Below are 23,946 nucleotides of genomic sequence, written 5' to 3' on the forward strand. Positions count from 1 at the left end.
AAGATGATTCATTTACCCAATGATGACGTGACGTGTGGTTGGTATCATGCGTTGCCAAGTATTCCAGAAAAATCGGCGTTAAAAGGTAAACAAAGTGCTGACTATGCCGTGTTAGGTGCCGGTTTCGCAGGCCTAGCTATGGCAAGACGTTTAGCTGAACTTATGCCTAATGCACGAATTATACTGATTGATGCGCAACGTATCGGCCAAGGGGCTTCAGGAAGAAATTCGGGCTTTGTTATCGATTTGCCTCATAAGTTTTCACTTGAGCATCCCGACCCTGAGCACAAGCAAAAGTTATTATCACTCAACCGTTCTGCGATTGCTCAGCTAAACACTTTAGTGTCGAAGCACAGTATTTCTTGTCAGTGGTCAGCAAAGGGCAAATATCAAGGAGCCGTAGGGGCGCGCGGTGAAGCATATCTCGATCACTTTGAGCACCTAATGAAAGACCTTGGCGAACCATACTTCCATGTTAATGGCAGTGAGCTTGCGAAAGTCTTAGGGACAAATTACTACAGCCGCGCAATTTACACGCCAGGTGGTTATTTAATGCAACCTGCTGCTCTGGTGCGTGGGCTAGGGGAAAGCCTTCCAGAGAATGTCGAGGTGTTAGAAAACTCGCCAATCCGCAAGCTCAGTAAAGAAAACGGTTGCTGGGTATTACATGGAGATAGTGGCTCTGTTGAAACCCCTGAACTGCTGCTTGGGACCAGCATTTTTACTCGGGAGTTTGGTTATCTTAAAAACAGACTACTTCCAGTGATGACGTTTGCAAGCTGGACGCGTCCATTAACCGACGCAGAAATGCAACGATACGGAGGTGAGCTGAATTGGGGGTTAACTCCAGCTGATCATGCGGGAACGACGTTACGTATGACCGCCGATCGACGTATTTTGATCCGCAATACTTACAAACACGTGCCGAAATATGGCTCAAGCATGAACGATAAAGTCAGAGAACAAATTCGCGACGATCATCGTCAGGTCTTTCTGGCGCGTTATCCCGAGCTGGCCGACGTACCATTTACTCACACATGGGGTGGGGTGTATGCAATCTCTCGTAACTTTACTAACTTTTTCGGTCAATTAGATGAAGGTGTTTATGCCAGCGCTTGTGACAATGGTGTTGGTGCTGCGTGGGGAACCATTTCTGGAACACTGTTAGCTGACTATGTCGTTGGTGCGACATCTAAATCATTGGATGACATACAGCAAGTGACAGGAATGCCTTGTTTGAATCCGCCAGAGCCTTTTTTAGGTTTGGGAGTAAAAACGCGTATCCAATTAGCAAAATGGCAAAGCCGGAGTGAATTATGAAGCCAGTCAAACTTGTTGATAGTAAAAGTCTAGATTTCAATGTTCGTGGTGATACGCCGGGAATGGCGTATGTTGCCAGGGCGTTAAGCCCAGAAATTTCACCAAACATAGGCGTAGGCTTTGCTAAATGGGAAGGCGCTAAAGTGGCTTGGACAGTGCTTTATGATGAGGTTATTTTCGTGATTGAAGGCTGTTTCGAGCTGACCGCAAATGGTGAAACACATTTTGTGCACCCAGGTCAGATGCTGTGGATACCGGAAGGGACTGAATTGGTTTATGGTGGGCATGCTCTGTTCGGCTATGTGGTTCATCCAGGAAACTGGAAAGAGTTACATGATATTGAATGACTTTTATCATTTAGTAGTGTTTCGGAAAGGCAAAACAAAAATCCGATTTTTACCCATGAGTTTTCGTAAAAGAACTTAATCTCAGTGGAGCAAGGGTTTCTTACTTGCTATGTTTCTTGGTCACGTTTCCAGACGTGTTAGACCTTTCTCAATTGCTATTTTATCTATCAAAAAGGGAAGCCTTGGCTTCCCTATAATGAGTCTTCTTTTGGCTTGGCTGAATCTTTTATTTTAGCTCAAATTTACCCTGCATGATTGCCCAGTGACCCGGGAACGAACAGAAGAATGAATAGTCACCGCCGGCTTTCATTTTCTCAGTACTGAACGTAATGCTGGTGCTTTCACCGCCACCAATTACTTTTGTGTGAGCGTAGACGCGATCATCATTTGGTTTTACGTAGTTATTTTCTGCTCCAGCTGCCATGCCATCAGTACCGACTGCTTGTAGGTTGGCTGTGTCAGAGATGACCACGTTGTGACCCATCGATTGCGCTGGCATCTTACCTGTGTGATTCAGCGTTAGTTTTACCTCTTTACAAGTGGCTGGTACGCTCAATGTTTTAGTAGAAAACTGCATCATATCGTTAGCATCTAATGACACTTCACACTCGGCACTGGCTTGGGCACCAAAGCTCATTCCTACTAATGCGAAGGTTGTTGCTAATAAACGTAAAGACATATAACACTCTCCATTTTGTATTTTAGGCTGACTTGGATTGATCTTATCCAATAGTTCTCATTATCAGCCAATTTTCACTCCAAAAACGTGCTTCAATCGGTATATTGACGTTTTGTTGCAAGCTTGTACTGGTCAGTTCCGCTATTTGATCACTCAAATGCCTTATTTCATGCGATTGCGTGAGTTAAATCAAAAGTCGTGATTAGCCAGAGTTAAGGTGAAAATAATCTCTCTAAACGGGTGGCAGAATTGTTTGGTTTTACGGTATTGGAGAGGTTTCAAGAAAGAAGCTCAGCTAAATTGCTGAGCTTCTAGAGAACAGACGACAAGTAGACCTAGCGAGTTTGCTTTAACGTGTGCAACACATCATGCAGTGAAGGTGCGACGGTATGGCCTAATTGTTTTATTTCGTTGCAAGGCTCAACCAAATCAGGAATTTGATAAGTGATCATGTTCGCTGCTACAGCAGCACGCACGCCATTATTTGAATCTTCAAAGGCGAGACATTTGGTTGGATCTACGCTTAGACGACTTGCTGCAAGCAGGTAGATCTCTGGCTCAGGTTTGCCGTGTGACACTTCACAGCCTGTCGTTAAGTTGTCGAAATACTTGCTTAGGCCCGCTAATTCCAACTTCTTCTGTGCCACTTCTTTTGCTGTAGAAGTGGCGACTGCAATTGGCAACCCTTGGCTTTTCAACCACTCAAGCAGTTCAATCACCCCTTCTTTTACTGGTATCGCTTGGTGCTTAACCACAGCGTCGTAACGGTCGCGCCACTCTTGGTGTAAGCGGTCAAGATCATCCCCATAAGCTTTACGAAAAATCACTTCAATGCCCGCTGCATTGCGACCAATGATTGAAAGATAAACATCTTTATAGAAGGGTAGGTTCTGGGCTTCACATGCTTCTTGGAAAATATGCATACAGACGCGCTCAGTATCAAGGAGCAAACCATCCATATCAAAAATAGCAGCTTGGTAGTTCATTACATTAAGACTTTTTGGTTGGGATGGCGCATTTTGACACAAGCAGATCGGTTTTTCTTCTAAAAATTAGAACTTGATTTTGATCCTATGAGTTCACATTGCCTTTGAACACACTATACACAGAGTCTATAAACTAGGTGTGAAATATAATGTTTTTAAAATTAGAAAAATTTCAGTTAAATAGATAAAACTCTATCTTAATATAAGCTAGAGTTTTATTAATATCCTATTGTTATTTTAACTATTGAATGATTTGTTAATAATAAAATAATACCAAGTCACGATTGTTTACGACTGCATGAGTGTACCAGCTCTTGACTTCAGATATTTGTTGCTCTGATAAGCCTCCGAAGTCAACGTTATCTTGGTGAATATCTTGATTTTTTATCATAAAAACAACAGGGAAATCGTCAGGGAATGGGAATTTTATAGGATAATCGGTATTAGTGAATGGAATATCGCAGAAATCGTTTACATCGCAAGGATACCAAGAGTTATTGGATAAGTAATAACCAGTTATCTTACATATAGCTTCAAGCAAGTAAGCATAGGCGTAACCCAAGTGACTGTATTTTATCTCTTCAGACAACATTTGCATAAGAAGCTCTTCAGCTCGGATGCTTTCGCCACTACTTTCCAGCATTTCATTAATCGCCTTAAAGGAGTCTTGACACCTTTCCATGATGGCTTTTTCTAGCTCTGGATTACGCTCATTCTTTAGTACGTTAAAAACCTTTTCAGTATCTAATGAATATACTGTCGCCCCATATCCCATATTTTATTCTCCTCACTTTTATACAGTTAAATTCATTTAAGTGTTTTTTATCGAAGGGATTATATTTTGATGTTTTTTGAAGGTAAAGTGTATATATAGAGGTTGTATTTATTATGATGAACTTTGAAAGTTTAAATTCTTAAAATAAATACTATATATTTAATTTTATTAGATCTAGCTCATAAAAATACCTTAACTATTATTGTGTTTATTGTTAAGGGTTATTAAATCTGTGAGGTGGTTCAAGACAATAAAATTTAGAAGAAAATACCGTCAAACTTAGGTGGCTATTCTATCTGAGCACTCAGCCCACTACTTATGGTGGGCTGAGTGCGCGGTTGGGCATCAGGCACATTATTTGGCGATGAATATCCATATTAGGTGATATTCGTTAGTGTCTATTTTATCCCTAGGCGTTTTGCTAAGCGGTGCAAATTGCCGTTATCTATTTCAAGCTGGCGTGCGGTTGCTGCCCAGTTGCCTTGATTCTCTTCCAGAGCTCGAACAATCATCGCTTTTTGGAAGGCGTCTGTGGCTGGTTTTAATCCGCCTTCTGGTAGCTCAAGCTGACGTTTTTTTTCCGTTTCTTCAACGTTCTTGATGTTCTGATTCGGCGTTCGAATATCAAAATCTTGCTCAACTAGCTCAATGTCCATGGCGTGAGCGCGTGCTTTTGCCAAAACACCGGCACGTTTAATGACATGTTCAAGCTCTCGTACGTTGCCTGGCCATGAATAGTCTTTGAGTGCTTGCACTAAAGTGGGGGACAAACGAATGCTGTTCAGTCCCAGTTTGCTTCTTAAGCGCTCGGCAAAAAAGCCTGCGAGTAACACCACATCGTCTTCACGTTCACGAAGAGGTGGAACATGAAGCGGGAAGACGCTTAGACGATGATATAAGTCGGCTCGAAAACGCCCAGAGGTTACTTCTTCATGCAATATACGGTTGGTGGCGGCGACGATGCGTGTATTGACTCGAATATGGCGGTCATCACCCACACGTTGAATGTCGCCGTATTGTAGGGCTCGAAGTAACTTGGCTTGCAGCTCTAACGACAGTTCGCCGACTTCATCCAAAAACAGTGTGCCGCCGTCGGCTTGTTCGAACTTACCCTTACGATTACTGATTGCGCCTGTGAATGCGCCTTTGATATGGCCGAACAACTCGCTTTCCGCGACTGATTCCGGCAGCGCCGCACAGTTGAGGTAAACCAAAGTATTGCTAGAGCGACTAGAGCGATGGTGAATAGCGCTCGCAACCAACTCTTTACCCACGCCCGTTTCTCCCATCACTAGCACAGACAATTCAGTATCGGCGACTGCATCAATCTGCTCTTGAAGATTCTTCATCCCCTGAGAGTTGCCAATGATTTCATTACTTAAAGTGCGTTTCTCGGCGTAAGAGTCGCGTGGCAGGCTCGCTTGTGTCTCTAGTTGTTCTAGTAGGAGTGCAGTGTGTAGGCCACCAGCTGCTAATGCGCTGACAAAACGTAGCTCTTGGTTGCGTAGTCCATCAAACTGGTTGGGGTCGAAGGCGTCAATCGTAATGGCACCAATCAGTTGATCGTCGATCAGCAGAGGTAAACCAATGCAGGAATGAACATGCAGTTTGTCATCGTGGTTTGGAATCAAGCCATCGTATGGATCAGGTAAGTCGCTGTCGGAGGGAAAGCGCACGATATCACCTGCTCGGGCAATGGCTTCTAATCTTGGGTGCTGCTCAATGGAGAAACGGCGTCCAAGCACTTCTTTCGCCAATCCATTGATTGCTAAAGGTTTAAAGTGCTGGTCTTCATACAAAAGAAGGGCAGAAGAGTCACACTTCAATACCTCCCGAATCGTGGTTAACAACGTCTCGAAGCGAGCCTGTTGAGTGAGCGCCGAGTTAAGGTCTTGCGTGATGTGTAGCCATTGCGCGATTAAAGAAGTCATAGCCAATACCGATTGTGTCAATATGACTATTGTAGTGTCTAAATGACAATTTTCAACTGTGTCTAAATGACAGCTATTAGAGTTGGGTTTTAATTAAGATATTGAAATATATAGCAATTAAAAGTTGGCACGCCCAGTGCAATACAAGAAGAAATTATTTTTGTTTATCCCGTCATTCAAGGTAGTAATTATGACAATTCACGTAAAAAACAACATCCACTGGGTAGGTCAACGCGATTGGGAAGTTCAAGACTTCCACGGTACAGAATACAAAATGACAAAAGGTACCAGCTACAACAGTTATCTAATTCGTGAAGAGAAAACCGTATTGATTGATACGGTCGATCATCGATTCAGTCAACAATTCATCCAAAATTTAGAGATGGAAATCGACCTTAAGTCTATCGACTTTATCGTGGTAAACCATGCAGAAGAAGATCACTCAGGCGCATTGTCGGCATTGATGGAGAAAATTCCGAACACGCCAATTTACTGTACAGAAGCGGCGATTGATTCAATTGTGGGTCATCATCACCATCCTGAGTGGAACTTCAAAACCGTAAAAACGGGCGACAGTATCGATATTGGTAACGGTAAGCAATTGGTGTTCGTGGAAGCGCCGATGCTGCATTGGCCAGACAGCATGATGACTTACCTAACTGGCGATGCAGTGTTATTCAGCAATGACGCATTTGGTCAGCACTACTGCGATGAACGCTTATTCAATGATGAAGTGGATCAAAATGAGTTGATGGAACAGTGTTTGCGTTACTACTCAAATATCCTAACGCCATTCAGCAACTTGGTAACCGCTAAAATCAAAGAAGTGCTGAGCTTTAATTTACCTGTCGACATGATCGCTACGTCACACGGTATTGTATGGCGCGATAATCCGGTTCAAATCATCGAGCAATACTTGGTATGGGCAGACAATTATAAAGAAGATCGCATTACGATTTTCTACGACTCTATGTCAAACAACACTCGAATGATGGCTGATGCCATTGCGCAAGGCATTCACGATGTCGACCCTGGCGTGGCGGTCAAAGTCTTTAATGTCTCTAAGCATGATAAGAATGAAATTCTCGCCAACGTATTCCGCTCAAAAGCCATCTTGGTTGGTTCTTCTACCATGAATAACGTCATGATGCCGAAGATCGCAGGAATGCTAGAAGAAATTACCGGTCTGCGCTTTAAGGCGAAGAAAGCCGCTGCGTTCGGTAGCTACGGTTGGAACGGTGGTGCGGTGGATCGTATCCATGCTCGATTGACTGACGCAGGCTTTGAAACCGCGGTGAGTTTGAAAACCAAATGGCGACCAGATGGTAAAGCGATGCGTGAATGTCGCGAACATGGTCAAAACATCGCGAAATTGTGGGCAAAGCATGACCTGACAAGTCCTGTTATTTCTCCGGCGATTGTGGCGTCTGCACCACAAGTTCAGTCACAACCCGTTGCACAAGTAGCAACACAAGCGGTAGTAGATGCTGTTCCTAGCAACCCTAGTACTGAGGCGCATCCTGCAGATTGTCAATGCATGGTTTGCACCGTTTGTAATTGGGTATACGACCCAGCTAAAGGCGAGCCTAATCAAGGCGTTGAACCGGGTACGGCATGGTCTGAAGTGCCAGATTACTTCTTGTGCCCAGAATGCCATTTGGGTAAAGACGTCTTTGTCGAATACAACGGGTAAGGGGGCGAATATGCAAGCACCTATTGTGATTATTGGTAGCGGCTTTGCGGCTTACCAATTGGTGAAAACAGTGCGTCGAATGGACGCACATATTCCGATGCAAGTGTTTACTGCTGATGATGGCGCGGAATACAACAAGCCCGATTTGAGTCATGTATTCAGCAACAAGCAAACCGCCCAAGATTTGGTAGTTAAAAGCGGTGAGGCGTTTGCACAGGAACACAACATCGAACTGCTCGCCCATACCATGATTGAGCATGTCGACGTGCAAGCTCAGCAAGTGGTAGCCAACGGCCAAACCTATCCTTACTCCAAACTGGTGTTTGCGACAGGCGCGAAAGCCTTTGTGCCGCCAATATCTGGTAGTGCAGCACCTGAGGTGATAACGCTGAACTCGCTACAAGAATATCAATTAGCGGAAGAGCAAATTAGCCGCGCGGAACGAATTCTAGTTATGGGTGGTGGTTTGATCGGCGTCGAGATCGCCATGGATCTCGCAACCAGTGGTAAAGCCGTTACGGTGGTTGAGCCAAATCCCCGTTTGCTCGCTAACTTGATTCCTGAATTTGTTGCATTGCCGCTGGAGAATCAACTTAAGCAGCAAGGTATTCAACTTGCCTTAGAGACTGGAGTTGTCGCGATCAATCACTCGGATGATTCGCTTGTGGCAAGCTTGAGCAAAGGTAAGGAAATCGAAGCCGATGTAGTGATTTCAGCTGCGGGTTTACGTGCTAACACTTGGTTAGCGAAGGCTTGTGGGTTGAGTGTCAATAAAGGCATCGAGGTGGATGCTCGATTACAGACATCAGCAGCCAATGTGTTCGCATTAGGCGATTGTGCTGAGATCCAAGGTCGAATGATGCCGTACCTCCAACCGATCGTGCTAAGTGCCAATGCTTTGGGCAAACAACTACTGGGGCAAGAAGCAGAGTTGAAACTACCGCCCATGATGGTAAAGGTCAAAACGCCGAGCTACCCAATTCAATTGGCAGGCGATTTTAGTTCGGTGACGAACTGGAGCGTGCAGATTTCTCAAACTGGCATTGCCGCGAAAGCAGAAGATGAAAATAGCCGACTTATGGGCTTCGTCGTGACGGGAGAACAAGTTACGCAAGCATTTCCATTGCTTCGAGAGTTGTCTCAAGCCGGTCAGGCTTAACCGATTTAAACGAAAAGAATTGTAATTAGAGAGGGTATTATTATGTCGCATCTACGAATTCCTAAAGACTGGACTGTTCAACGTTCAACGCCTTTCTTCACTAAAGACAATGTGCCACCAGCGCTACTGACTCATCACAATACTGCTGAGGGTGTGTTTGGGCAGTTGTGCGTCATGGAAGGGCAAGTGACTTACTACGGCTTTGCTGATGAAAATGCCACAGAAGCAGAAGTAGTGGTGGTGATTAATGCAGGCCAGTTTGCTACAAGTCCACCGCAGTACTGGCACCGCATTGAGATGAGCGATGATGCTCAGTTCAACATCAATTTCTGGTCGAACAAGGACAAGAGTGGGCAAGCGATGTTCCACGCTAAGTAGTAGTGAACCTTTGTAAGTGCTTTGACTGTTACGCTAATCGTCAAGTAAAGGGGTGTAGAAGGCGCAATAAACGGACTGAAATACTGGATCATCGAGACCGTGGAAAGAGAAATCACGAGTAATGATTTCAATTCTTTAGTAGCATGTTACGAAACATTTCAGTCAGGTGAACTAAGGGAAGCGTGCAATGGAAAAACAACGAGTAGCATTTATTGGTCTGGGTGTGATGGGATACCCAATGGCTGGTTACCTAAGTAAAGCGGGCTTTGAAACCAAAGTATACAACCGCACAAAAGCGAAAGCCGACAAATGGGCTGAAGAATACCAAGGTGTGGCTTGTGAAACACCACGTGAAGCGGCAGAAGGCTGTGACATCGTTTTTACCTGTGTGGGTAATGATGATGACGTTCGTAGCGTTGTTTACGGTGAAGAAGGCATTCTGGTTGGCTTGAAAGCGGATGCAGTGTTAGTGGATCACACGACGACTTCTGCAGACCTAGCTGTTGAGCTGGCTGAAGCGTGTGTTAAGTACGGCAATCACTTCATTGATGCGCCAGTTTCTGGTGGTCAAGCGGGCGCAGAAAATGGTGTTCTAACCATCATGTGTGGTGGTGAACAAAGCATTTTTGATCGTGTGTCTCCAGCGATGGATGTGTACGCGAAGCAGATGACACTACTGGGTGAAAACGGTCAGGGTCAACGCTGTAAGATGGTAAACCAAATTTGTATTGGTGGCGTTTTACAAGGTCTGAGTGAAGCTTTGCTGCTGGCACAAAAATCAGGCTTGGACATCGCTCAAGTTGTAGAAACGTTGAAGCACGGCGCTGCAGGTTCATGGCAGATGGAAAACCGCGCAAATACGATGGCGGAAGATAAGTTCGATTTTGGCTTCGCTATTGATTGGATGCGCAAAGACTTGGGTTTCTGTCTGCAAGAAGCAGAGCGAGTGGGTCTAGAGCTTCCACTGACTAAGAAAGTGGATGAGCAATACGCAGACCTTCAACGTGATGGTTTAGGTCGCATGGATACATCAGTACTGATCAAAGCGGTCGCTAAAAATCAGTAGTTGATGAATCAGTAATAGATAAACAGTTCTTTGGTATCAAAGAGCTTAAAGAAATCTAAGTTAATCATAATGAATCTCCTTGAGCATGGTTTGTGACTAGTGATTAAGGATTAGTGATTTGAAATCAGGAGGTGCTGTTGGGCACCTCCTTTTTTATGTCTTTTAATCACACAGTGTGATGATTATCGCGTTTGCTTACTTGTTTAAGCCTAGTGCAATCTCAAGACCTTTGCCGTACGCTTCGTCCGCTTGGTATGCGTGTTGAACGTGGCGTTGTTGGATGAACTCTGGCACACCGTCCATTGCGCGAGCTGTGTTGTCGAACAGAGTTTGACGTTGCTCTTCGCTCATCAGACGGAATAGGTCACCCGCTTGGCTGAAGTAGTCTTCGTCTACACGGTGATCGTAGTGATCAGCGTTGCCGTTGATGCGTAGAGGTGGCTCAGAGTAATCTGGTTGCTCTGCCCATTCTTGTTTGTAGTTTGGCTCGTAACCTAGTGTTGAACCAAAGTTGCCATCAACGCGCATTGCGCCATCGCGGTGGTAGCTGTGAACAGGGCAACGAGGTGCGTTCACTGGGATTTGATGGTGATTCACACCTAGACGGTAACGCTGAGCATCGCCGTAAGCGAACAGACGACCTTGTAGCATCTTATCTGGAGAGAAGCCGATACCAGGTACTACTGCTGCTGGGTTGAACGCTGATTGCTCAACTTCTGCGTAGAAGTTTTCTGGGTTACGGTTCAGTTCAAACTCACCAACTGGGATCAGTGGGTAGTCTTTTTGAGACCATACACGTGTTAGGTCGAATGGGTTGAAGTTGACTTCATCCGCTTCTAACTCAGGCATGATCTGTACGTACATCTTCCATTTAGGGAAGTCTTGACGCTCAATCGCTTCGTAAAGGTCACGGTGGTGGCTTTCGCGGTCTTTACCTACGATTGCTTCTGCTTCTTGGTCAGTTAGGTTTTTGATGCCTTGCTGAGTTTTGAAGTGGAATTTCACCCAGTAACGCTCGTTTTCTGCGTTGATGAAGCTGAATGTGTGGCTACCAAAACCATGCATATGACGGTAAGAAGCTGGAATACCACGGTCACTCATTACGATAGTCACTTGGTGGAATGCTTCTGGTAGTGATGTCCAGAAATCCCAGTTGTTGGTAGAGCTACGCATGTTAGTGCGAGGGTCGCGTTTTACTGCGTGGTTTAGGTCTGGGAATTTTAGTGGGTCACGTAGGAAAAATACTGGTGTGTTGTTACCAACCAAGTCCCAGTTACCTTCTTCAGTGTAGAATTTAAGTGCGAAACCACGGATGTCGCGTTCTGCGTCTGCTGCACCGCGCTCACCAGCTACGGTAGTGAAGCGAGCAAATAGTTCTGTTTTTTTGCCGATGTCAGAGAAGATTTTAGCGCGAGTGTATTTTGTGATGTCGTGCGTTACTGTGAACGTACCGTAAGCACCAGAACCTTTTGCGTGCATACGACGCTCAGGGATCACTTCGCGGTCAAAGTGTGCCAATTTTTCAAGGAACCAAACGTCTTGTAATAGTTGAGGGCCACGAGGACCTGCAGTCATAACGTTTTGGTTATGTGCGACAGGGCAACCTGCTGCTGTAGTCAATTTCTTGTTTGTCATTTTTCTTCCCCCTCCAGGGCTCAATACCTTAGAAACTGTAGAGGAGGTTATTACGGAAAAGCTGGAGGAGAAAACTGATATTGCTTATCAATTCAATAGATGGTGACTATGGTCGAAACTATATTAGAATCAGAAATTTACTACATTAGCTTGATTGACATAACAATCGACGTTCTCGAATACGATTGACTGGGGGGAGCGCTATCCAGTTAGCGTGTCTGCGATGCTAGTAATATCGCCCCTTAAATGAAGTTTTACGTGTCATCAAAGGGGCGAAAGGGGGAAGTAATTAAGAGTACTTCACTTCAAGTTGTTCAGCTTTTGCAAATGCTGGGTGTGTCGCGAGCTGTTTCCCATAACGTTCAATATTAGGGAAGTGATTAACTAAACCAAACTTTTGAACCAATTCGACAATGAAAGACATCATGATGTCTGCGCCAGTCAGACGCTCTTCTACTAGGTAAGTTTTGCCTTCTAAGGATTGCTCGAAGTAGCCTAGTACATTCATTGCTTCCTTGTCGGCATAGCCTGATAAAAACTGAGTTTCATTTGGCTCTTTGCTTACGAAGATTTTTAGCAGCATAGGTAAAATTGCGGAGCTTTCTGCAAAGTGCATCCATTGCAAATATTCTGTGTGTGCTTTTGTACCGCGCTCAGGAGCAAAGGCTCCGTCACTGTATTTCTCAATCAAATATTCGGTCATTGCACCTGACTCAATGATAATCTCGCCGTTATCTTCAAGAACAGGTGACTTTCCTAATGGGTGAACACTTTTTAGTTCTGGCGGTGCCATGAAGGTCACGGAATCACGGACATAGGGTACAATTTCGTAATTTACATCTAGCTCTTCAAGTAACCAAATGATGCGCTTTGAACGAGACTGATTGAGGTGGTGAAGTTTAATCATTTACATATCCCTTTTTATAATGGGTCGTTAATCTGTACTACAAGTTTGCCGAAATTCTTACCTTCCAACAGACCGATGAATGCTTCTGGCGCATTATGCAGTCCTTGTACTAGATGTTCGCGGTATTGGATCTTTCCTTCTGCCAACCATTGATTAATATCTTGCGCAAATTCACCGTAACGATGTCCGTAATCATCAAAAATGATGAAGCCCTGCACCTTGATTCGTTTGGTCAGGAGCTTACCCATTAGTAATGGAAGATGGTCGGTACCTTCAGGCAGCTCTGTCGCGTTGTACTGAGAAATCAAACCACAAAGTGGGATACGCGCATTTGTATTCAGAAGTGGCAATACAGCCTCGAATACTTTGCCACCTACGTTTTCGAAGTAAACATCGATACCTTTGTCACAGGCATTTTTCAGTTGTTCTGCAAAGTCTTCAGCTTTGTGATCAATACACTCATCGAAACCAAGCACCTCTTTAGCGTAACGGCATTTTTCTTCTCCGCCTGCTATACCAACAACTCGGCAACCTTTGATTTTACCAATTTGACCAACTGTTGCGCCTACAGGCCCCGTAGCAGCTGCTACCACGATGGTTTCCCCTGGTTTTGGCTGACCAATGTCGAGTAAACCCATGTACGCGGTAAATCCTGGCATACCTGCAACGCCTAGCGCGTAAGAAGGATTTTTCGGTTCTTTACCAAGTTTAATGACCATCTCACCAGTTGAGATAGCGTAGTCTTGCCAGCCAACAGTGTAGGCAAGAACCCATTCACCTGCTTCGTAATCTGGGTGGTTTGATGCTTCTACCTGACAAACTGTACCACCGACCATTACGTCATCAATTGCAACAGGGTCAGCGTATGATTCGGCATCACTCATGCGACCACGCATGTATGGATCTAGAGATAAATAAACCGTTCTCAATAGCATTTCACCCTCTTTCGGAGTCGGTTTCGTTACCTCTTCTAAACGAAAGTTTTCTTGTGTCGGTGCACCATGGGGACGTGACGCGAGTACTATTCTGCGATTTGTTGCGTTAGTCATATCTATCTCACTTGTTGATTAGACCGGTCGTCTAGCATTTGTTTCAAAATATCCCGCTTATGTAAAGCGGGAAGGTTTACTGTGTTAACACTGACGCTTTTTCTGACAGTGAAACGTGTGTAGGGTGTTCATTCTGCTTCCACGCCGCCCGTTATGGGCAAGTGCGCGTATTCTGCAGTAAGTGTTGAGTATAGGTCAGACTTTGCGTCAATGCTGCCTGATCTTGATAAAGTTTGTTCAGCAAGCTAGCGCCATTCCAAAGGTAGTATATCTGCCTTGCTAATAACGCACTGTCACCATTGGGGATTGAGCCATCTTGAATGCCGATGTCAATGCAATCCGCTATCGCTTGAATGGTTTTGTCTGCTCCTTGGCGTAATGCCAAGCGCATTGACTCAGAGAGATCGGAGACTTCTGCACTTAACTTAACCAATAAACATTTGTTCGCATTACACACGTCGTCTTCTACTTTGACCATTTCTTCGAAATAGCTCATTAGGCGTTGGTAGCCACTCAGTTCAGTATTGGTAAAGCGTGCGTTTAAACGCTCAAAATACTTAGTAAAGTAGTCTTGAATCATCGCTTCACCAAATTGTTCTTTGGATTTGAAGTAATGATAAAACGACCCTTTTGGCACTGCGGCCTTTTTTAATAGCTCTGAAAGACCAACACTCGTGAACCCTCGGTTTACGATCAACTCGTATCCGACGTCGAGAATATGTTGGCGTGTGTCATTCGTCTTTGCGTTCATGAAGTGTACTATAGAATGAATTAGACCAGTCGTCTAGTATTTGTTGTGGGTTATTTAATCAGCTCATACTCAATAACAAAGAGCGTGTCGGTATTTGGGTAGATTTCTCGAATTAGCTGCTTGAGTTTTGGTAGTTCGATGGCTTCTTGTTCTGCATGAAACTCATTAATATCTTCAAAGTGAAGTGGTTCTACAGAACGTATCTTGATATCGCAGACTTTACGATCCGTTTCTAAGGTAAAAACTTCGACTTCTGTATTGGGAACGTAATGGCTTTCTGATTCATCTCGAATCGTTATCGTCTTTTTGCCTGACGTGATCAACGGGGTTAAGAATTCAAAAAAAGTAATCTTGGTTGGATGAGATGGCATGATGTACTCGTTAGTCTGGTTGTTTGGCGTAATTATATACCCAAATCCCCCAGAGATTCCTGTATTACTAGAACGATCGAGCGCGGATGAAGCGAATTAACTTGGCACTAAAGTAACCTGAGATAACGCCTATCCAGTTGGTGCTGAGATCATCAAAACTAAATGATCGATTTGGAATAAAAAGTTGGCTTATTTCTTCCATTGAAACGATAGCTAACAGCAGTAGCAAAAGACGAATCCCAAAAACGTCGGTTTTATTCGAGCTCACCAGAGAAGGGAACGTGAAGACCGATAAAAAGCCGATCAATAAACTGAAAGTAAAGTGAAGCGTACTTGATCCGCCTAAGTAGGTTTCCATTTGCAGGTAAGCAGTATGGTGTAGGTCAGAGCTTTTCCACAAAGAGAGTGAAGCGGTTAGCATCAGGACTAAAACAAAACTCGTGCGTGCCAGTATTAAAGCCATAATTAACCTATTGGAAAGAAGCCTAAGTAACGTTTTACAAAGTACAGTGCAGCTAAATTCTGGATAGCCATGCCAATTGCCATTGCCCACGCTGCACCAATCACACCAAATATTTGGCAAAGCGTAACAAGTAGGCAGATGGACACCGTACCGGAGGAAATTGTAATGTATTTCATGGTTCTCTCATGACCACTCATTAATAATAAAAAACCTACTGAACCAGTCGCAACATTGACTAACTGCCCCAGAGAAAGGACGACTAATAGTGGTGCCGCGGCGAGAAACTCCTCACCAAAAAACTGCATTACAAACTCGGGGAAGAGGGTGCAAATAATTACGGGTACAATCGCTAAACCAACATTGGCTCGGCACGCCAAGCGGCTCAGGTTCTGCAGTTTGCGCATTTGACGCTCTTTGTAGAGAGAGGCAAACATCGGGGCGACCACAAAGTTAATGGTAATCAGCACAAAGCCAATCAGTAGTGATGTGCGTTGGGCTGCGGCTAACAAACCGATTTCCGCTGTTGAGATAAAAAAGCCCGCAATAACAAGGCTTCCCCATTGAAGAACATTCGTGAAGATACTGCCAACCCAGACTTGCTTGGCAGAAGCGACCATTTTTTTGTTTGGTACGAAAGCCGATGTTTGATATTGATCTGAGCCCAGCCAATTGGCACTAGATATGACCGCGACACCTATGCTCGCTAAAAGCAGTGCGGTCATTAGATTGTTGATATTTTGCTGACCCATATAGTCTAGGGCAAAGACAAAAATGACCATCAACATGCTTACCCCAAGCTGCAACGCAAACAGAGATGATACAACATTTCTACATGCTTGAAGCACCCGACTGTTGGTTTGCGCAAGCACCAAGAAAGGTATGCAAAGCAAGCATAGAGTAATCGCATACATTGGTGATTGAGTTTGGTTTAGCTGCTCTGGAAACAGATTAAACCCTGCCAACAAAACGCCTATGGCGAGCAAGCAAAATGCCATACTTCGATAAAGTGCGGTTTTATAGTTTTGGCTTTGTTCAAGCTTCTCTTTGTTATTAAAAGCGATCGCATTGTAACGAACTAACGAGACATCAAAACCTAGCTGAGAAACGATGGCGAGTAGCGAGACTAGGTTGAATAAAAAGAAGAATTGACCGGCCGTCGAAGCGTCACTGGTCTTCGATACAATCAGAGTCAGTAAAAAAGCAAATAGCGCACTCAACACACGCGTGATTGCGGTTTTTAATCCAGTAGATAACAAGCTTTTTTTACCGCTGGGCATCAACAGTAATTTTTGTTGAACAGTGTGAAACATAGGGGCATTTAACCGTAAAGTTTATTGAGTGCGAGGCGCTGTTTTTCTTCACTGAAGGCATCGTTTAATTCTGCTGTATATTGGCGAAAATCGATCTCTTCATAATGATTGACACAATGCGCGATCTGCTTGGCCATTTCTTCAGGTGTGAGCGCTAAAAACGGGTAGTTGAGATCTTTGGTTGCGCCGATGGTCCGAATAACCATAGGAAGATGTAACTTGGATGCTTCTAGAATGGTTAACGGCATCCCTTCCCATGCTGCAGTATGTAGATAAAGGTCTGACCCCTTGAGCTTTTCAACTACCTCATCGCGAGGCAGCATGCCCGTTACATCCACATTTTCAGTGCGTAATTTCTGTTCGAGTACGTGGTCACCACCACCTATCCATGTGATCTCTATCGGGCGGTTAAGCGCATACCGATTAAGGAACTGCAATGTGCTGATAAGAAACTGAGGATCTTTTTGGGGCGCGACACGACCAAGTACAACGAGCTTCAGGGCTTCTTGCTTGTTTCGCTCTATACGATCTTCACTTTGATAAGACACGTAGTTGTTGAGCAGTTCGGCACGTTTCGCACCAATGCTAATGGCTAGGTCACACTCTCGTTGGCTACAGCCTGCAACCACATCAATTTTGCTCAGTTTTACTTTCTCTAGTGCTTTATAGATCTGGCGTGCAAGCTCTGAGATATCTTCACGTTCGAAGGCATAACAGTGCGGTGTGTAAACCAAGCGTGCCTTGCCAAGCTTTAGAAATCGGCCGAGAAATCCCGCTTTACTCGAGTGCAAATGCACGACGTCGGGAGCAAGTGATGCAATCATGTGGTTTGCATCGCGAATAAATTGAAGCAAGCCGCCTTCTACCCACTTTGTCTGTACGAAAATGTGGTGGTTGTTCTCATTGGTCAAGTCGTTTTCTCGGGCTCTGGCTAGCAAGAAATGTTGATAAGGCTCGTCTCTGGATGAGTGAACATAACTATAGAGGGCGGTTTGAACGCCACCTCCAAACGCTTCTGTAACATGGAGTACTTTCTTCATGATGATTTTGTCCCTGGTGTTTGCATCCATTTGTGTTTAAAAGCATCACGCTCTTGCTCTGAATAAACGTGGCGATACAAGGGAAGATCGTACATATAGAACAGTTTTGAGAAGTCGTAGTGATTCTTAAAGTGTTGGTGGATATTGGAGTACCACTTGTTTTTCGCTTCGTTGCTGTTTTTCAGTACGAAGTCTTGCAACTCAAGAAACTCACCGATTTCTTTATCAAGAGAACTGAGCTGTTCGCATTTGATTAGCATGACGTTGGCCTGATCGTTCTGGAATGTGAAGAAAGGTTGAGTGTTGTCCAGCTCTTGGCGCATCGCATCGATATTGAAATTACGCTTTAACTCGTTGTCGAACCAGTCCGCAAAATAGTTGAGATTGATATAGTTATCAAAGCAATGCTCGAGGTGCTGATACGTGACTTCCATATCTCGGTGAATTGCATCATTCTTTTTGCCTTCGATAAATTGCAAATGGAGGTCTTGAAAGAAACGAGAAAAGACAGTTGCGATTGGATCGCGGACCAGCGTAACGATTTTAATCTGCTCGCGTTTTTGTAAGATACGTTTTCGCTGCTTGAGCACTAAGCGATAGAGTGCGCGGTTTCGGAAGTCGAAGAATTTACTCACGTCTTTTTTATTGTGATACATGTGAAATTCTTCGTGATCATCAAAGGTGTGGATGTGATAGCTCGGGATATTTTTCTCCCCTAGCGTGTGCTCAATTGATGAGGAGCCAACTTTGCCCATTTGGTAAACTAAAACAAAATTATCAGCTTGGAGTTCTCGGTTCTTTTCAAATTGTCGAGAGATTGAATACTTCATCTATCCTATCCTTGATTATTCATATTCGTGGTGATGGTTTACCGGAAAAGTATGAGCAATGGCCCTTGAGTCGTTGCTCATGCTGATCATGACGGGTAATAAGAGTATTAAAATTATGGTGGTGTTTACCGCAACGAAAAACACCATGATGAGGGCGTATATCGCAAGTAATAGGCTTTTTCTGTTTTCATTAAGACTACGGAAGCAAAAGCGAATAAAAAGAAAATAACCACCAAACAGCAGACCGATACCAAGCAATCCGTATTCAATTGCGGTATCTAACACAAAGTTGTGGGTGTAGATCGCCAGCTCATCATAATTAAAGTAACTGATCATAAAGTTGGGTAACATTTTCGCGCCGACACCTAACACTGGGTGTTGAAGTAAAATATCTAGCCCATTGGCAAGTAAAAGTTTTCTATGAAGATTCGATACCCAGCGCGCTTCACTTTGGTTGGCAAATAAGACGTCTTCTTGGGTTATTTCCAATGTGTCTGCTAGCGTTTCAAACCCAACGTAGAGTGTGGTTGTGACGGCAGTAAACACAATGAAGCTCAAGGCTAATAAAATTGTCCACGTGTACGTTTCGCTGAGCGATTTTCTCATTAAGTTTTTTACGAGCAGTTGGTCAAAGAAGAAAAGCAGACAAAAACCAAGTAGCGCTTTTCTTTCTTGTGACAACACCAGTAATACTAAAGCTACGAGCATCAAAAGGTGGAAAGCGCGAATTTTATCTCGATAAAGGTACAGTAGCGAGCACAGTACACCGAACCCGTATTTACTTACCCCGAGTAACTTAAACCCGCTTTGATAGCCCTGAGCAAAGTGCCATAAGGCAACGAGCGTACAGATGAAAAACAACAGATACGTGAAATAAACCATTACCCGTTCGTCATCAAACACGCCATAGGCGTACATTAGGCTCAGTAGGCACAAAATCGCTAACCATTGCACAGTTTCTATAACTAGCGGCATTAAAGGGACGCGATTTAGCAGACCATTTATGAACACATACCCAGTGAACAATATGAGGAACCCCATACAGGGATGCATGAGTTTTTCAGCTTTTCCTTCCAATACCACTAATGCAGTAAAACCAATGGACAAAAGGCTTGCGATGTCAGATGGGGCTAGCGCTATTCCTCCAGCACGAAACTTCATAGGAATAAAGAACAATGCTAATAGGCATGCTGCAAGCAATGAGGCGCGATGGCTCGATGGCGCGGAACTATTTGTTGGCGCAAAGCTGCTGGTAGATTCCATAGTAACCTTCACGAAATTTATCGATGGTGTAGAGAGAGGCCCTATTGACTGAGTATTGACTTGCAGCGTCATACCGCTCAACACTTTCACACAGCTGGAGGACTTTTTGGCTCAGTTCAGTGGCGTTACCAACTTGAAATAAATATTCGGCACGTCCGGTGACGTCATCCAAACCAGGTACGTCCGATGATAATACGGGTAAGCCTGCTGCCATCGCCTCAACCGCCGCCAAACCAAAGCCTTCGACGTGCGACGATTGCACGTAAATATCCATGTTGTTCAAAAAGGCTGGAATGTCAGAAACTACGCCATGAAAGTGAACACGTTGCGCGACGTTGATTTTTGTTGCCAATGCTTGCAGTGACGATTTTTTTTCTCCATCTCCCGCAAGGTGGAGTTCGTATCGTCTTGGTAAATGGATAAGTGCTTGGATAAGTGTTTCATGATCTTTATGTTGGTGAAGTCGGCCCACCATTCCAATCTTGATAACTTGTTTGTCGATTAGGTGGCTGGCGCATCTTGGCGTCATAGAAAACCTTTTTAAATCAACGCCATTGTGCACCACGTGATATTTGTGTTGGTAGCGAGGCATGAACTTCACCAGTTCATCTTGTACTTTTTCACTAATACTGACCGTCAAGTCGTGGCCCCAATATAAGACGTATTCCATGAACTTAAACAGCGGATAGTCACGTCGACGGTTATAAGAACAGTGCTCAGTCTGGATTCGTTTTTTACCTACCGCCAATAGCGCTAGGTAAATGGAAGGGTAGAGGTGCCCGTGAACGACATCCGGCCAACGCAGCAAAGAGAATTTCTCACTCAATGGCAATGTGCGCCAGTTAAAACACTCTATGCCTTGGGCGGATAGCATTGGTAAGTAATCATTTTCATCACACAAGACCAAAATTTTGATTTCGTATTCAGGCTTATGTTCTAAAACAAGGTCGACTAAGAACTTCTGAGCACCGCCGTTCTGAGAAAGATCATTGATAATATGTAGAATCTTGGTTTTCATGATTAATTGGTCAGATATTGCTGTTTAAGGTCGGTGATTTCTGCATTTGAGAAAAAGTGCTTCGTCAATTTAGAATTCAGCATTTCTTCAACGTACTCGGGTGTAGGTTGAAATTGCGTTTTGAATTCTTTCATTAGTGGCGAGTACCATTTGTTGTCTGATTGATTTTCATAAACAACATCCACGGGGTAACCTAAAAAGTCTTCAACTGCGGAGTTAGCCTTCGTTAGCTTGTCACTTCGAATGACCAACAGTGAGAAGTTATTGTTATGGTATGTTTGATAGCCTACTTCGTGATTAAAAGACTCGTTAAACACATCAATCCCTGTTAGTTGTTTGATCTCGTTGTCAAACCACTGCAGCGCATATTGATGATTCATGTGCTTATCAAATGCTTCTTGGAGTAATTGCGGTCGTTCGGTACGTATTGCGCTGTCATCCTTTAGATATTTGTCCGCCATCCAAAAAGGAAGTGCTTGAAAGAACATTGAGACATTTCGTCCGATCGGTTCACGCACCAGAGAGATAATTCGAACTTTTTTCTTGCGCTTTAACATATGGCTCATCGTTATACGCTTTAGTCGTCGCTTTAACGCATTGATCTGAGGCTTATGCAATTGCGCTCTAACGGGGGATATTTGTTTTTGCGCATCGACGGTCATAAGGTCGTGCAAGTGAATCGAGTTAGGAATGGAATGCTCTAATGCACTCGAACCTACTTTGCCCATTTGATAGATCAATACCGGCTGTTCTTGGCTTTTCAACGTTTGGTACCAAGATAGGTTTACGTTAGTAGGCGTATTTCTGGACATAAAGCGTCTCTCCTTCCTTGGCCTTGGCTTGTGTGATTAAGACGCCAAGAGATGGAACTGAGTGTTGTATTTGTTTAGATAACGCAAGGTTAACCAGTGATGATTTTGTTGATTCTGAGCGAATGACGGTGATCAGACCATTGGCATACTTACCAAGAATAAGTGCGTCACTCACTGACAATAGGGGCGGTGTGTCGATAATGATTCGGTCATACTTATTTTGAAAATGTTCGAGCAACTTTTTAAAGCGATCAGAAGCCAGTAATTCCTGTGGGTTTGGCGGAACTAGGCCGGCCGGTAATACATCTAAGTTGGCTTCTTTTATATGTGTAACACAATCTTTGATTGGCGTATCCATCGTCAGGATATGCGTTAAGCCAGGGCTTGATTCAGCAATACCGAATCGCTTTGCGATGGAAGGTCGACGTAAATCGCAGTCGATGATCAACACCTTTTCCATTTTTGAAAACGACACCGCCATATTGATACTGGTCGATGTTTTTCCTTCTTCTGGAATAGCAGAGGTAAAGGGCAATATCTTTTGCTTCGTGTTGGTTAATCTGAGCAGAAGCGAGGTTCTGACCGAGCGGCAAGCTTCACTAAATAGTTTTTCTTCATCATCTAAATACGCGCTATAACTGACGCCGTTTTTACGCAAATTGCGTTTTTTGACCATAGGAATCACACCTAAACACGTAACACCAAGTTTTTCCTGCACATCAGCTGTGCTTCGGATAACTTCTCGCATCGTTTCTAAGATGATGACTAGAGCGCAAGCAATGGCAAAGCCAAAAAAGGTGGCAATCAGTACCAGTTTGATTCGTTGTGGTGCCACCGGGAATAGAGGAATGATGGCTTTATCAGTAAAGCGAGCAGTGACATTCTTGTAGTCGCTGGTGGCGTTGGTCTCTTTCTCACGATTTAAGAACGCTTCATAGAGTGCCTTATTGGATTCAACCTCGCGTTTTAACTGTTCGTAACGCGCTTTTTGTGACCCTAACGATTGGAAGTCTGACTTTTTGTTATCGAGTTCTTCTCGAAGCATGTCCTCTTGCGCTTTTGCAGCAAGAAGGTCTTGTTGCTTACTGAAGGAAATGTCACGGATGAGTTGCTGGGTTCTTGATTGAATTTCAGCAAGCTGTGCTTTCGCCTGAATCATTCGATCATGTTTAGGTCCGTAGCGCTGTGCCAGTTCAGAGAGATTTTTGGCTGCCTGTGCTTCCGACAATTTTAGATCGCGGATTTGCGCTTGATTAGCGAATTCATCAATTGACAACAAGCTGTCTAAACTTTGCGAAGATTTACGTCGTAACAGTTGGATTAACGTCTGCGCTTCAATACGCTTATTAACAGCGATATTCAGCTTGCGAGTGAGTTCTTCTAGCTCATTTGCGTAAATTTCATCAATACCGTTTATATCGATCAACCCTTCTTTTAACAAGAATTCTTGCAGCGCTTGCTCCGAGTTACGTAATCGCTCCTCCAATTTTTGAGAGTTATTTGTCAACCAAGTAGCCGCATTTTGTGTAACGACCAATTTGGCTTCAAAATTTGCGTCAATATAGGCTTGGCCGACCGCGTTGGCGATTGTCATCGCAAGCTTAGGATCGGTAGAACGAAAGCGAATTCTGACTAATTGGGTGTTACGTACTGGCTCAATATCGAGTTTACTTCTGAAAGCTTGAAGTGCCTGATAATAGGACTCTGAAAACTGGGCGGTTTCTTTTGGGCTTGGTGCAACATTCAGTAGGTCTTGAACAAAAGGAATCGACTTTATTTGGTCGATTTTTTTATTTACCCCCCCTGAGCTTGTGAACTCAGGTAATTGGGTGAGGTTCAACTCTCTAATGACCTTATCTGCAATATGATTCGATTTTAAAATGGCGATTTGCGTTTGAAAGTACTCTTTTTTTGTCGTGTCGACGCCATATACTTCCTCGATTGAAAGGGCGCTTTTTTGCTCCTCTTGGATGAGTAGCGTAGCTGTAGCTTGGTATATCGATGCTTTGGAGTAGATATACCAAGTACAAGTTAATGAGAACAGAAGCGTGAATGCTGCGATGCTTAGCCAATTCTTTTTAATCGCTTTGAAGTGATGGCCAAAACGAATCAGTTCTACTTTGTTCATCTGGAGATTATTTGGATGAGTCCCGTTCATTTGAT

The 23,946-nt window shown here is 44.0% G+C and carries 23 protein-coding genes; 6 read left to right on the forward strand and 17 right to left on the reverse strand.

All coding sequences use genetic code 11. The features are described from left to right. The first annotated feature begins 3 nt into the window (after positions 1-3). Together R7R24_RS17825 and R7R24_RS17830 are read left to right on the forward strand one after the other, a co-directional pair. On the forward strand, positions 4-1,320 hold the full coding sequence (locus R7R24_RS17825) for an NAD(P)/FAD-dependent oxidoreductase (protein ID WP_005385877.1): 1,317 nt from the start codon (positions 4-6) through the stop codon (positions 1,318-1,320). Beyond that, entirely contained in the window at positions 1,317-1,667 is a 351-nt protein-coding gene (locus tag R7R24_RS17830; RefSeq protein ID WP_054578639.1) for an ethanolamine utilization protein EutQ, read from the forward strand. Before R7R24_RS17825 ends, R7R24_RS17830 begins: the two co-directional genes overlap by 4 nt. Before the next feature lie 226 nt (positions 1,668-1,893). On the opposite strand, the gene azu is transcribed toward R7R24_RS17830, so the two are convergent. From azu to norR, 4 genes are all read right to left on the reverse strand, one after another. Then, on the reverse strand, positions 1,894-2,346 hold the full coding sequence (gene azu, locus R7R24_RS17835; protein ID WP_005375211.1) for an azurin: 453 nt from the start codon (positions 2,344-2,346) through the stop codon (positions 1,894-1,896). Positions 2,347-2,681: 335 nt separating this feature from the next. After that, on the reverse strand, positions 2,682-3,332 hold the full coding sequence (locus R7R24_RS17840; RefSeq protein ID WP_054578640.1) for an HAD family hydrolase: 651 nt from the start codon (positions 3,330-3,332) through the stop codon (positions 2,682-2,684). 256 nt (positions 3,333-3,588) lie between these two features. Further along, positions 3,589-4,107 carry a hypothetical protein gene (locus tag R7R24_RS17845; RefSeq protein WP_054578641.1) on the reverse strand — a complete coding sequence of 173 codons (519 nt, stop codon included), beginning with the start codon at positions 4,105-4,107 and terminating at the stop codon, positions 3,589-3,591. A 398-nt stretch (positions 4,108-4,505) separates the two neighbouring features. Beyond that, positions 4,506-6,038, reverse strand: a complete 1,533-nt coding sequence (gene norR / locus R7R24_RS17850; protein WP_054578642.1) for a nitric oxide reductase transcriptional regulator NorR — start codon at positions 6,036-6,038, stop codon at positions 4,506-4,508. Positions 6,039-6,228: 190 nt separating this feature from the next. On the opposite strand from norR, the gene norV reads away from it, so the two are divergent. From norV to R7R24_RS17870, 4 genes are all read left to right on the forward strand, one after another. Next, positions 6,229-7,731 carry an anaerobic nitric oxide reductase flavorubredoxin gene (norV, locus tag R7R24_RS17855; protein ID WP_054578643.1) on the forward strand — a complete coding sequence of 501 codons (1,503 nt, stop codon included), beginning with the start codon at positions 6,229-6,231 and terminating at the stop codon, positions 7,729-7,731. Between the two features lie 10 nt (positions 7,732-7,741). Continuing rightward, entirely contained in the window at positions 7,742-8,890 is a 1,149-nt protein-coding gene (norW, locus tag R7R24_RS17860) for an NADH:flavorubredoxin reductase NorW (protein WP_054578644.1), read from the forward strand. Between the two features lie 42 nt (positions 8,891-8,932). Continuing rightward, the gene (locus R7R24_RS17865; protein ID WP_025768526.1) at positions 8,933-9,268 is read left to right on the forward strand and encodes a DUF1971 domain-containing protein; all 336 of its coding nucleotides are present in this window, start codon (positions 8,933-8,935) and stop codon (positions 9,266-9,268) included. A 187-nt stretch (positions 9,269-9,455) separates the two neighbouring features. Next, the gene (locus R7R24_RS17870; protein WP_017821261.1) at positions 9,456-10,334 is read left to right on the forward strand and encodes an NAD(P)-dependent oxidoreductase; all 879 of its coding nucleotides are present in this window, start codon (positions 9,456-9,458) and stop codon (positions 10,332-10,334) included. Positions 10,335-10,529: 195 nt separating this feature from the next. Here R7R24_RS17870 and R7R24_RS17875 read toward each other — a convergent pair whose 3' ends face one another. The 13 genes from R7R24_RS17875 to R7R24_RS17935 all read right to left on the reverse strand — a co-directional run bounded on the left by R7R24_RS17875 (position 10,530) and on the right by R7R24_RS17935 (position 23,941). Next, on the reverse strand, positions 10,530-11,969 hold the full coding sequence (locus R7R24_RS17875; RefSeq protein WP_017821260.1) for a catalase: 1,440 nt from the start codon (positions 11,967-11,969) through the stop codon (positions 10,530-10,532). A 289-nt stretch (positions 11,970-12,258) separates the two neighbouring features. Further along, a complete protein-coding gene (locus tag R7R24_RS17880) occupies positions 12,259-12,876 on the reverse strand; it encodes a glutathione S-transferase family protein (protein WP_005375238.1) in 618 nt (205 codons plus the stop codon). Between the two features lie 14 nt (positions 12,877-12,890). After that, positions 12,891-13,925, reverse strand: a complete 1,035-nt coding sequence (locus R7R24_RS17885; RefSeq protein ID WP_042521588.1) for an NADP-dependent oxidoreductase — start codon at positions 13,923-13,925, stop codon at positions 12,891-12,893. A gap of 151 nt (positions 13,926-14,076) precedes the next feature. Continuing rightward, the gene (locus R7R24_RS17890) at positions 14,077-14,676 is read right to left on the reverse strand and encodes a TetR/AcrR family transcriptional regulator (protein ID WP_005385858.1); all 600 of its coding nucleotides are present in this window, start codon (positions 14,674-14,676) and stop codon (positions 14,077-14,079) included. A 50-nt stretch (positions 14,677-14,726) separates the two neighbouring features. Beyond that, positions 14,727-15,047 carry a N(4)-acetylcytidine aminohydrolase gene (yqfB, locus tag R7R24_RS17895; protein WP_005385855.1) on the reverse strand — a complete coding sequence of 107 codons (321 nt, stop codon included), beginning with the start codon at positions 15,045-15,047 and terminating at the stop codon, positions 14,727-14,729. A 67-nt stretch (positions 15,048-15,114) separates the two neighbouring features. After that, entirely contained in the window at positions 15,115-15,510 is a 396-nt protein-coding gene (locus R7R24_RS17900; RefSeq protein ID WP_033906760.1) for a VanZ family protein, read from the reverse strand. A gap of 2 nt (positions 15,511-15,512) precedes the next feature. Further along, positions 15,513-16,820 (reverse strand): oligosaccharide flippase family protein, encoded by a 1,308-nt coding sequence (locus R7R24_RS17905; RefSeq protein ID WP_206947061.1) that lies wholly within the window; start codon positions 16,818-16,820, stop codon positions 15,513-15,515. Positions 16,821-16,828: 8 nt separating this feature from the next. Further along, positions 16,829-17,860: a glycosyltransferase family 4 protein gene (locus R7R24_RS17910; RefSeq protein ID WP_053303830.1), complete on the reverse strand. Its 1,032-nt coding sequence runs from the start codon at positions 17,858-17,860 to the stop codon at positions 16,829-16,831. Continuing rightward, positions 17,857-18,690: a putative capsular polysaccharide synthesis family protein gene (locus R7R24_RS17915; protein ID WP_054578646.1), complete on the reverse strand. Its 834-nt coding sequence runs from the start codon at positions 18,688-18,690 to the stop codon at positions 17,857-17,859. Before R7R24_RS17915 ends, R7R24_RS17910 begins: the two co-directional genes overlap by 4 nt. A gap of 15 nt (positions 18,691-18,705) precedes the next feature. Next, positions 18,706-19,953, reverse strand: coding sequence for an O-antigen ligase family protein (locus R7R24_RS17920; protein ID WP_025768520.1), 1,248 nt, complete (start codon positions 19,951-19,953; stop codon positions 18,706-18,708). Beyond that, a complete protein-coding gene (locus R7R24_RS17925) occupies positions 19,919-20,971 on the reverse strand; it encodes a glycosyltransferase (protein ID WP_025768519.1) in 1,053 nt (350 codons plus the stop codon). Before R7R24_RS17925 ends, R7R24_RS17920 begins: the two co-directional genes overlap by 35 nt. A gap of 2 nt (positions 20,972-20,973) precedes the next feature. Beyond that, positions 20,974-21,783: a putative capsular polysaccharide synthesis family protein gene (locus R7R24_RS17930; protein ID WP_005375261.1), complete on the reverse strand. Its 810-nt coding sequence runs from the start codon at positions 21,781-21,783 to the stop codon at positions 20,974-20,976. Continuing rightward, complete coding sequence (locus R7R24_RS17935) at positions 21,761-23,941, reverse strand: GumC family protein (RefSeq protein WP_196333391.1); 2,181 nt, start codon at positions 23,939-23,941, stop codon at positions 21,761-21,763. Before R7R24_RS17935 ends, R7R24_RS17930 begins: the two co-directional genes overlap by 23 nt. Positions 23,942-23,946 lie beyond the last annotated feature (5 nt).

This window comes from Vibrio sp. 704 (genome assembly GCF_033339295.1).

Coding starts and splice junctions, on each gene's coding strand:
- R7R24_RS17825 (WP_005385877.1), top strand. CDS start 4: ATGATTCATTTACCCAATGATGACGTGACGTGTGGTTGGTATCATGCG.
- R7R24_RS17830 (WP_054578639.1), top strand. CDS start 1,317: ATGAAGCCAGTCAAACTTGTTGATAGTAAAAGTCTAGATTTCAATGTT.
- azu (WP_005375211.1), bottom strand. CDS start 2,346: ATGTCTTTACGTTTATTAGCAACAACCTTCGCATTAGTAGGAATGAGC.
- R7R24_RS17840 (WP_054578640.1), bottom strand. CDS start 3,332: ATGAACTACCAAGCTGCTATTTTTGATATGGATGGTTTGCTCCTTGAT.
- R7R24_RS17845 (WP_054578641.1), bottom strand. CDS start 4,107: ATGGGATATGGGGCGACAGTATATTCATTAGATACTGAAAAGGTTTTT.
- norR (WP_054578642.1), bottom strand. CDS start 6,038: ATGACTTCTTTAATCGCGCAATGGCTACACATCACGCAAGACCTTAAC.
- norV (WP_054578643.1), top strand. CDS start 6,229: ATGACAATTCACGTAAAAAACAACATCCACTGGGTAGGTCAACGCGAT.
- norW (WP_054578644.1), top strand. CDS start 7,742: ATGCAAGCACCTATTGTGATTATTGGTAGCGGCTTTGCGGCTTACCAA.
- R7R24_RS17865 (WP_025768526.1), top strand. CDS start 8,933: ATGTCGCATCTACGAATTCCTAAAGACTGGACTGTTCAACGTTCAACG.
- R7R24_RS17870 (WP_017821261.1), top strand. CDS start 9,456: ATGGAAAAACAACGAGTAGCATTTATTGGTCTGGGTGTGATGGGATAC.
- R7R24_RS17875 (WP_017821260.1), bottom strand. CDS start 11,969: ATGACAAACAAGAAATTGACTACAGCAGCAGGTTGCCCTGTCGCACAT.
- R7R24_RS17880 (WP_005375238.1), bottom strand. CDS start 12,876: ATGATTAAACTTCACCACCTCAATCAGTCTCGTTCAAAGCGCATCATT.
- R7R24_RS17885 (WP_042521588.1), bottom strand. CDS start 13,925: ATGACTAACGCAACAAATCGCAGAATAGTACTCGCGTCACGTCCCCAT.
- R7R24_RS17890 (WP_005385858.1), bottom strand. CDS start 14,676: ATGAACGCAAAGACGAATGACACACGCCAACATATTCTCGACGTCGGA.
- yqfB (WP_005385855.1), bottom strand. CDS start 15,047: ATGCCATCTCATCCAACCAAGATTACTTTTTTTGAATTCTTAACCCCG.
- R7R24_RS17900 (WP_033906760.1), bottom strand. CDS start 15,510: ATGGCTTTAATACTGGCACGCACGAGTTTTGTTTTAGTCCTGATGCTA.
- R7R24_RS17905 (WP_206947061.1), bottom strand. CDS start 16,820: ATGTTTCACACTGTTCAACAAAAATTACTGTTGATGCCCAGCGGTAAA.
- R7R24_RS17910 (WP_053303830.1), bottom strand. CDS start 17,860: ATGAAGAAAGTACTCCATGTTACAGAAGCGTTTGGAGGTGGCGTTCAA.
- R7R24_RS17915 (WP_054578646.1), bottom strand. CDS start 18,690: ATGAAGTATTCAATCTCTCGACAATTTGAAAAGAACCGAGAACTCCAA.
- R7R24_RS17920 (WP_025768520.1), bottom strand. CDS start 19,953: ATGGAATCTACCAGCAGCTTTGCGCCAACAAATAGTTCCGCGCCATCG.
- R7R24_RS17925 (WP_025768519.1), bottom strand. CDS start 20,971: ATGAAAACCAAGATTCTACATATTATCAATGATCTTTCTCAGAACGGC.
- R7R24_RS17930 (WP_005375261.1), bottom strand. CDS start 21,783: ATGTCCAGAAATACGCCTACTAACGTAAACCTATCTTGGTACCAAACG.
- R7R24_RS17935 (WP_196333391.1), bottom strand. CDS start 23,941: ATGAACGGGACTCATCCAAATAATCTCCAGATGAACAAAGTAGAACTG.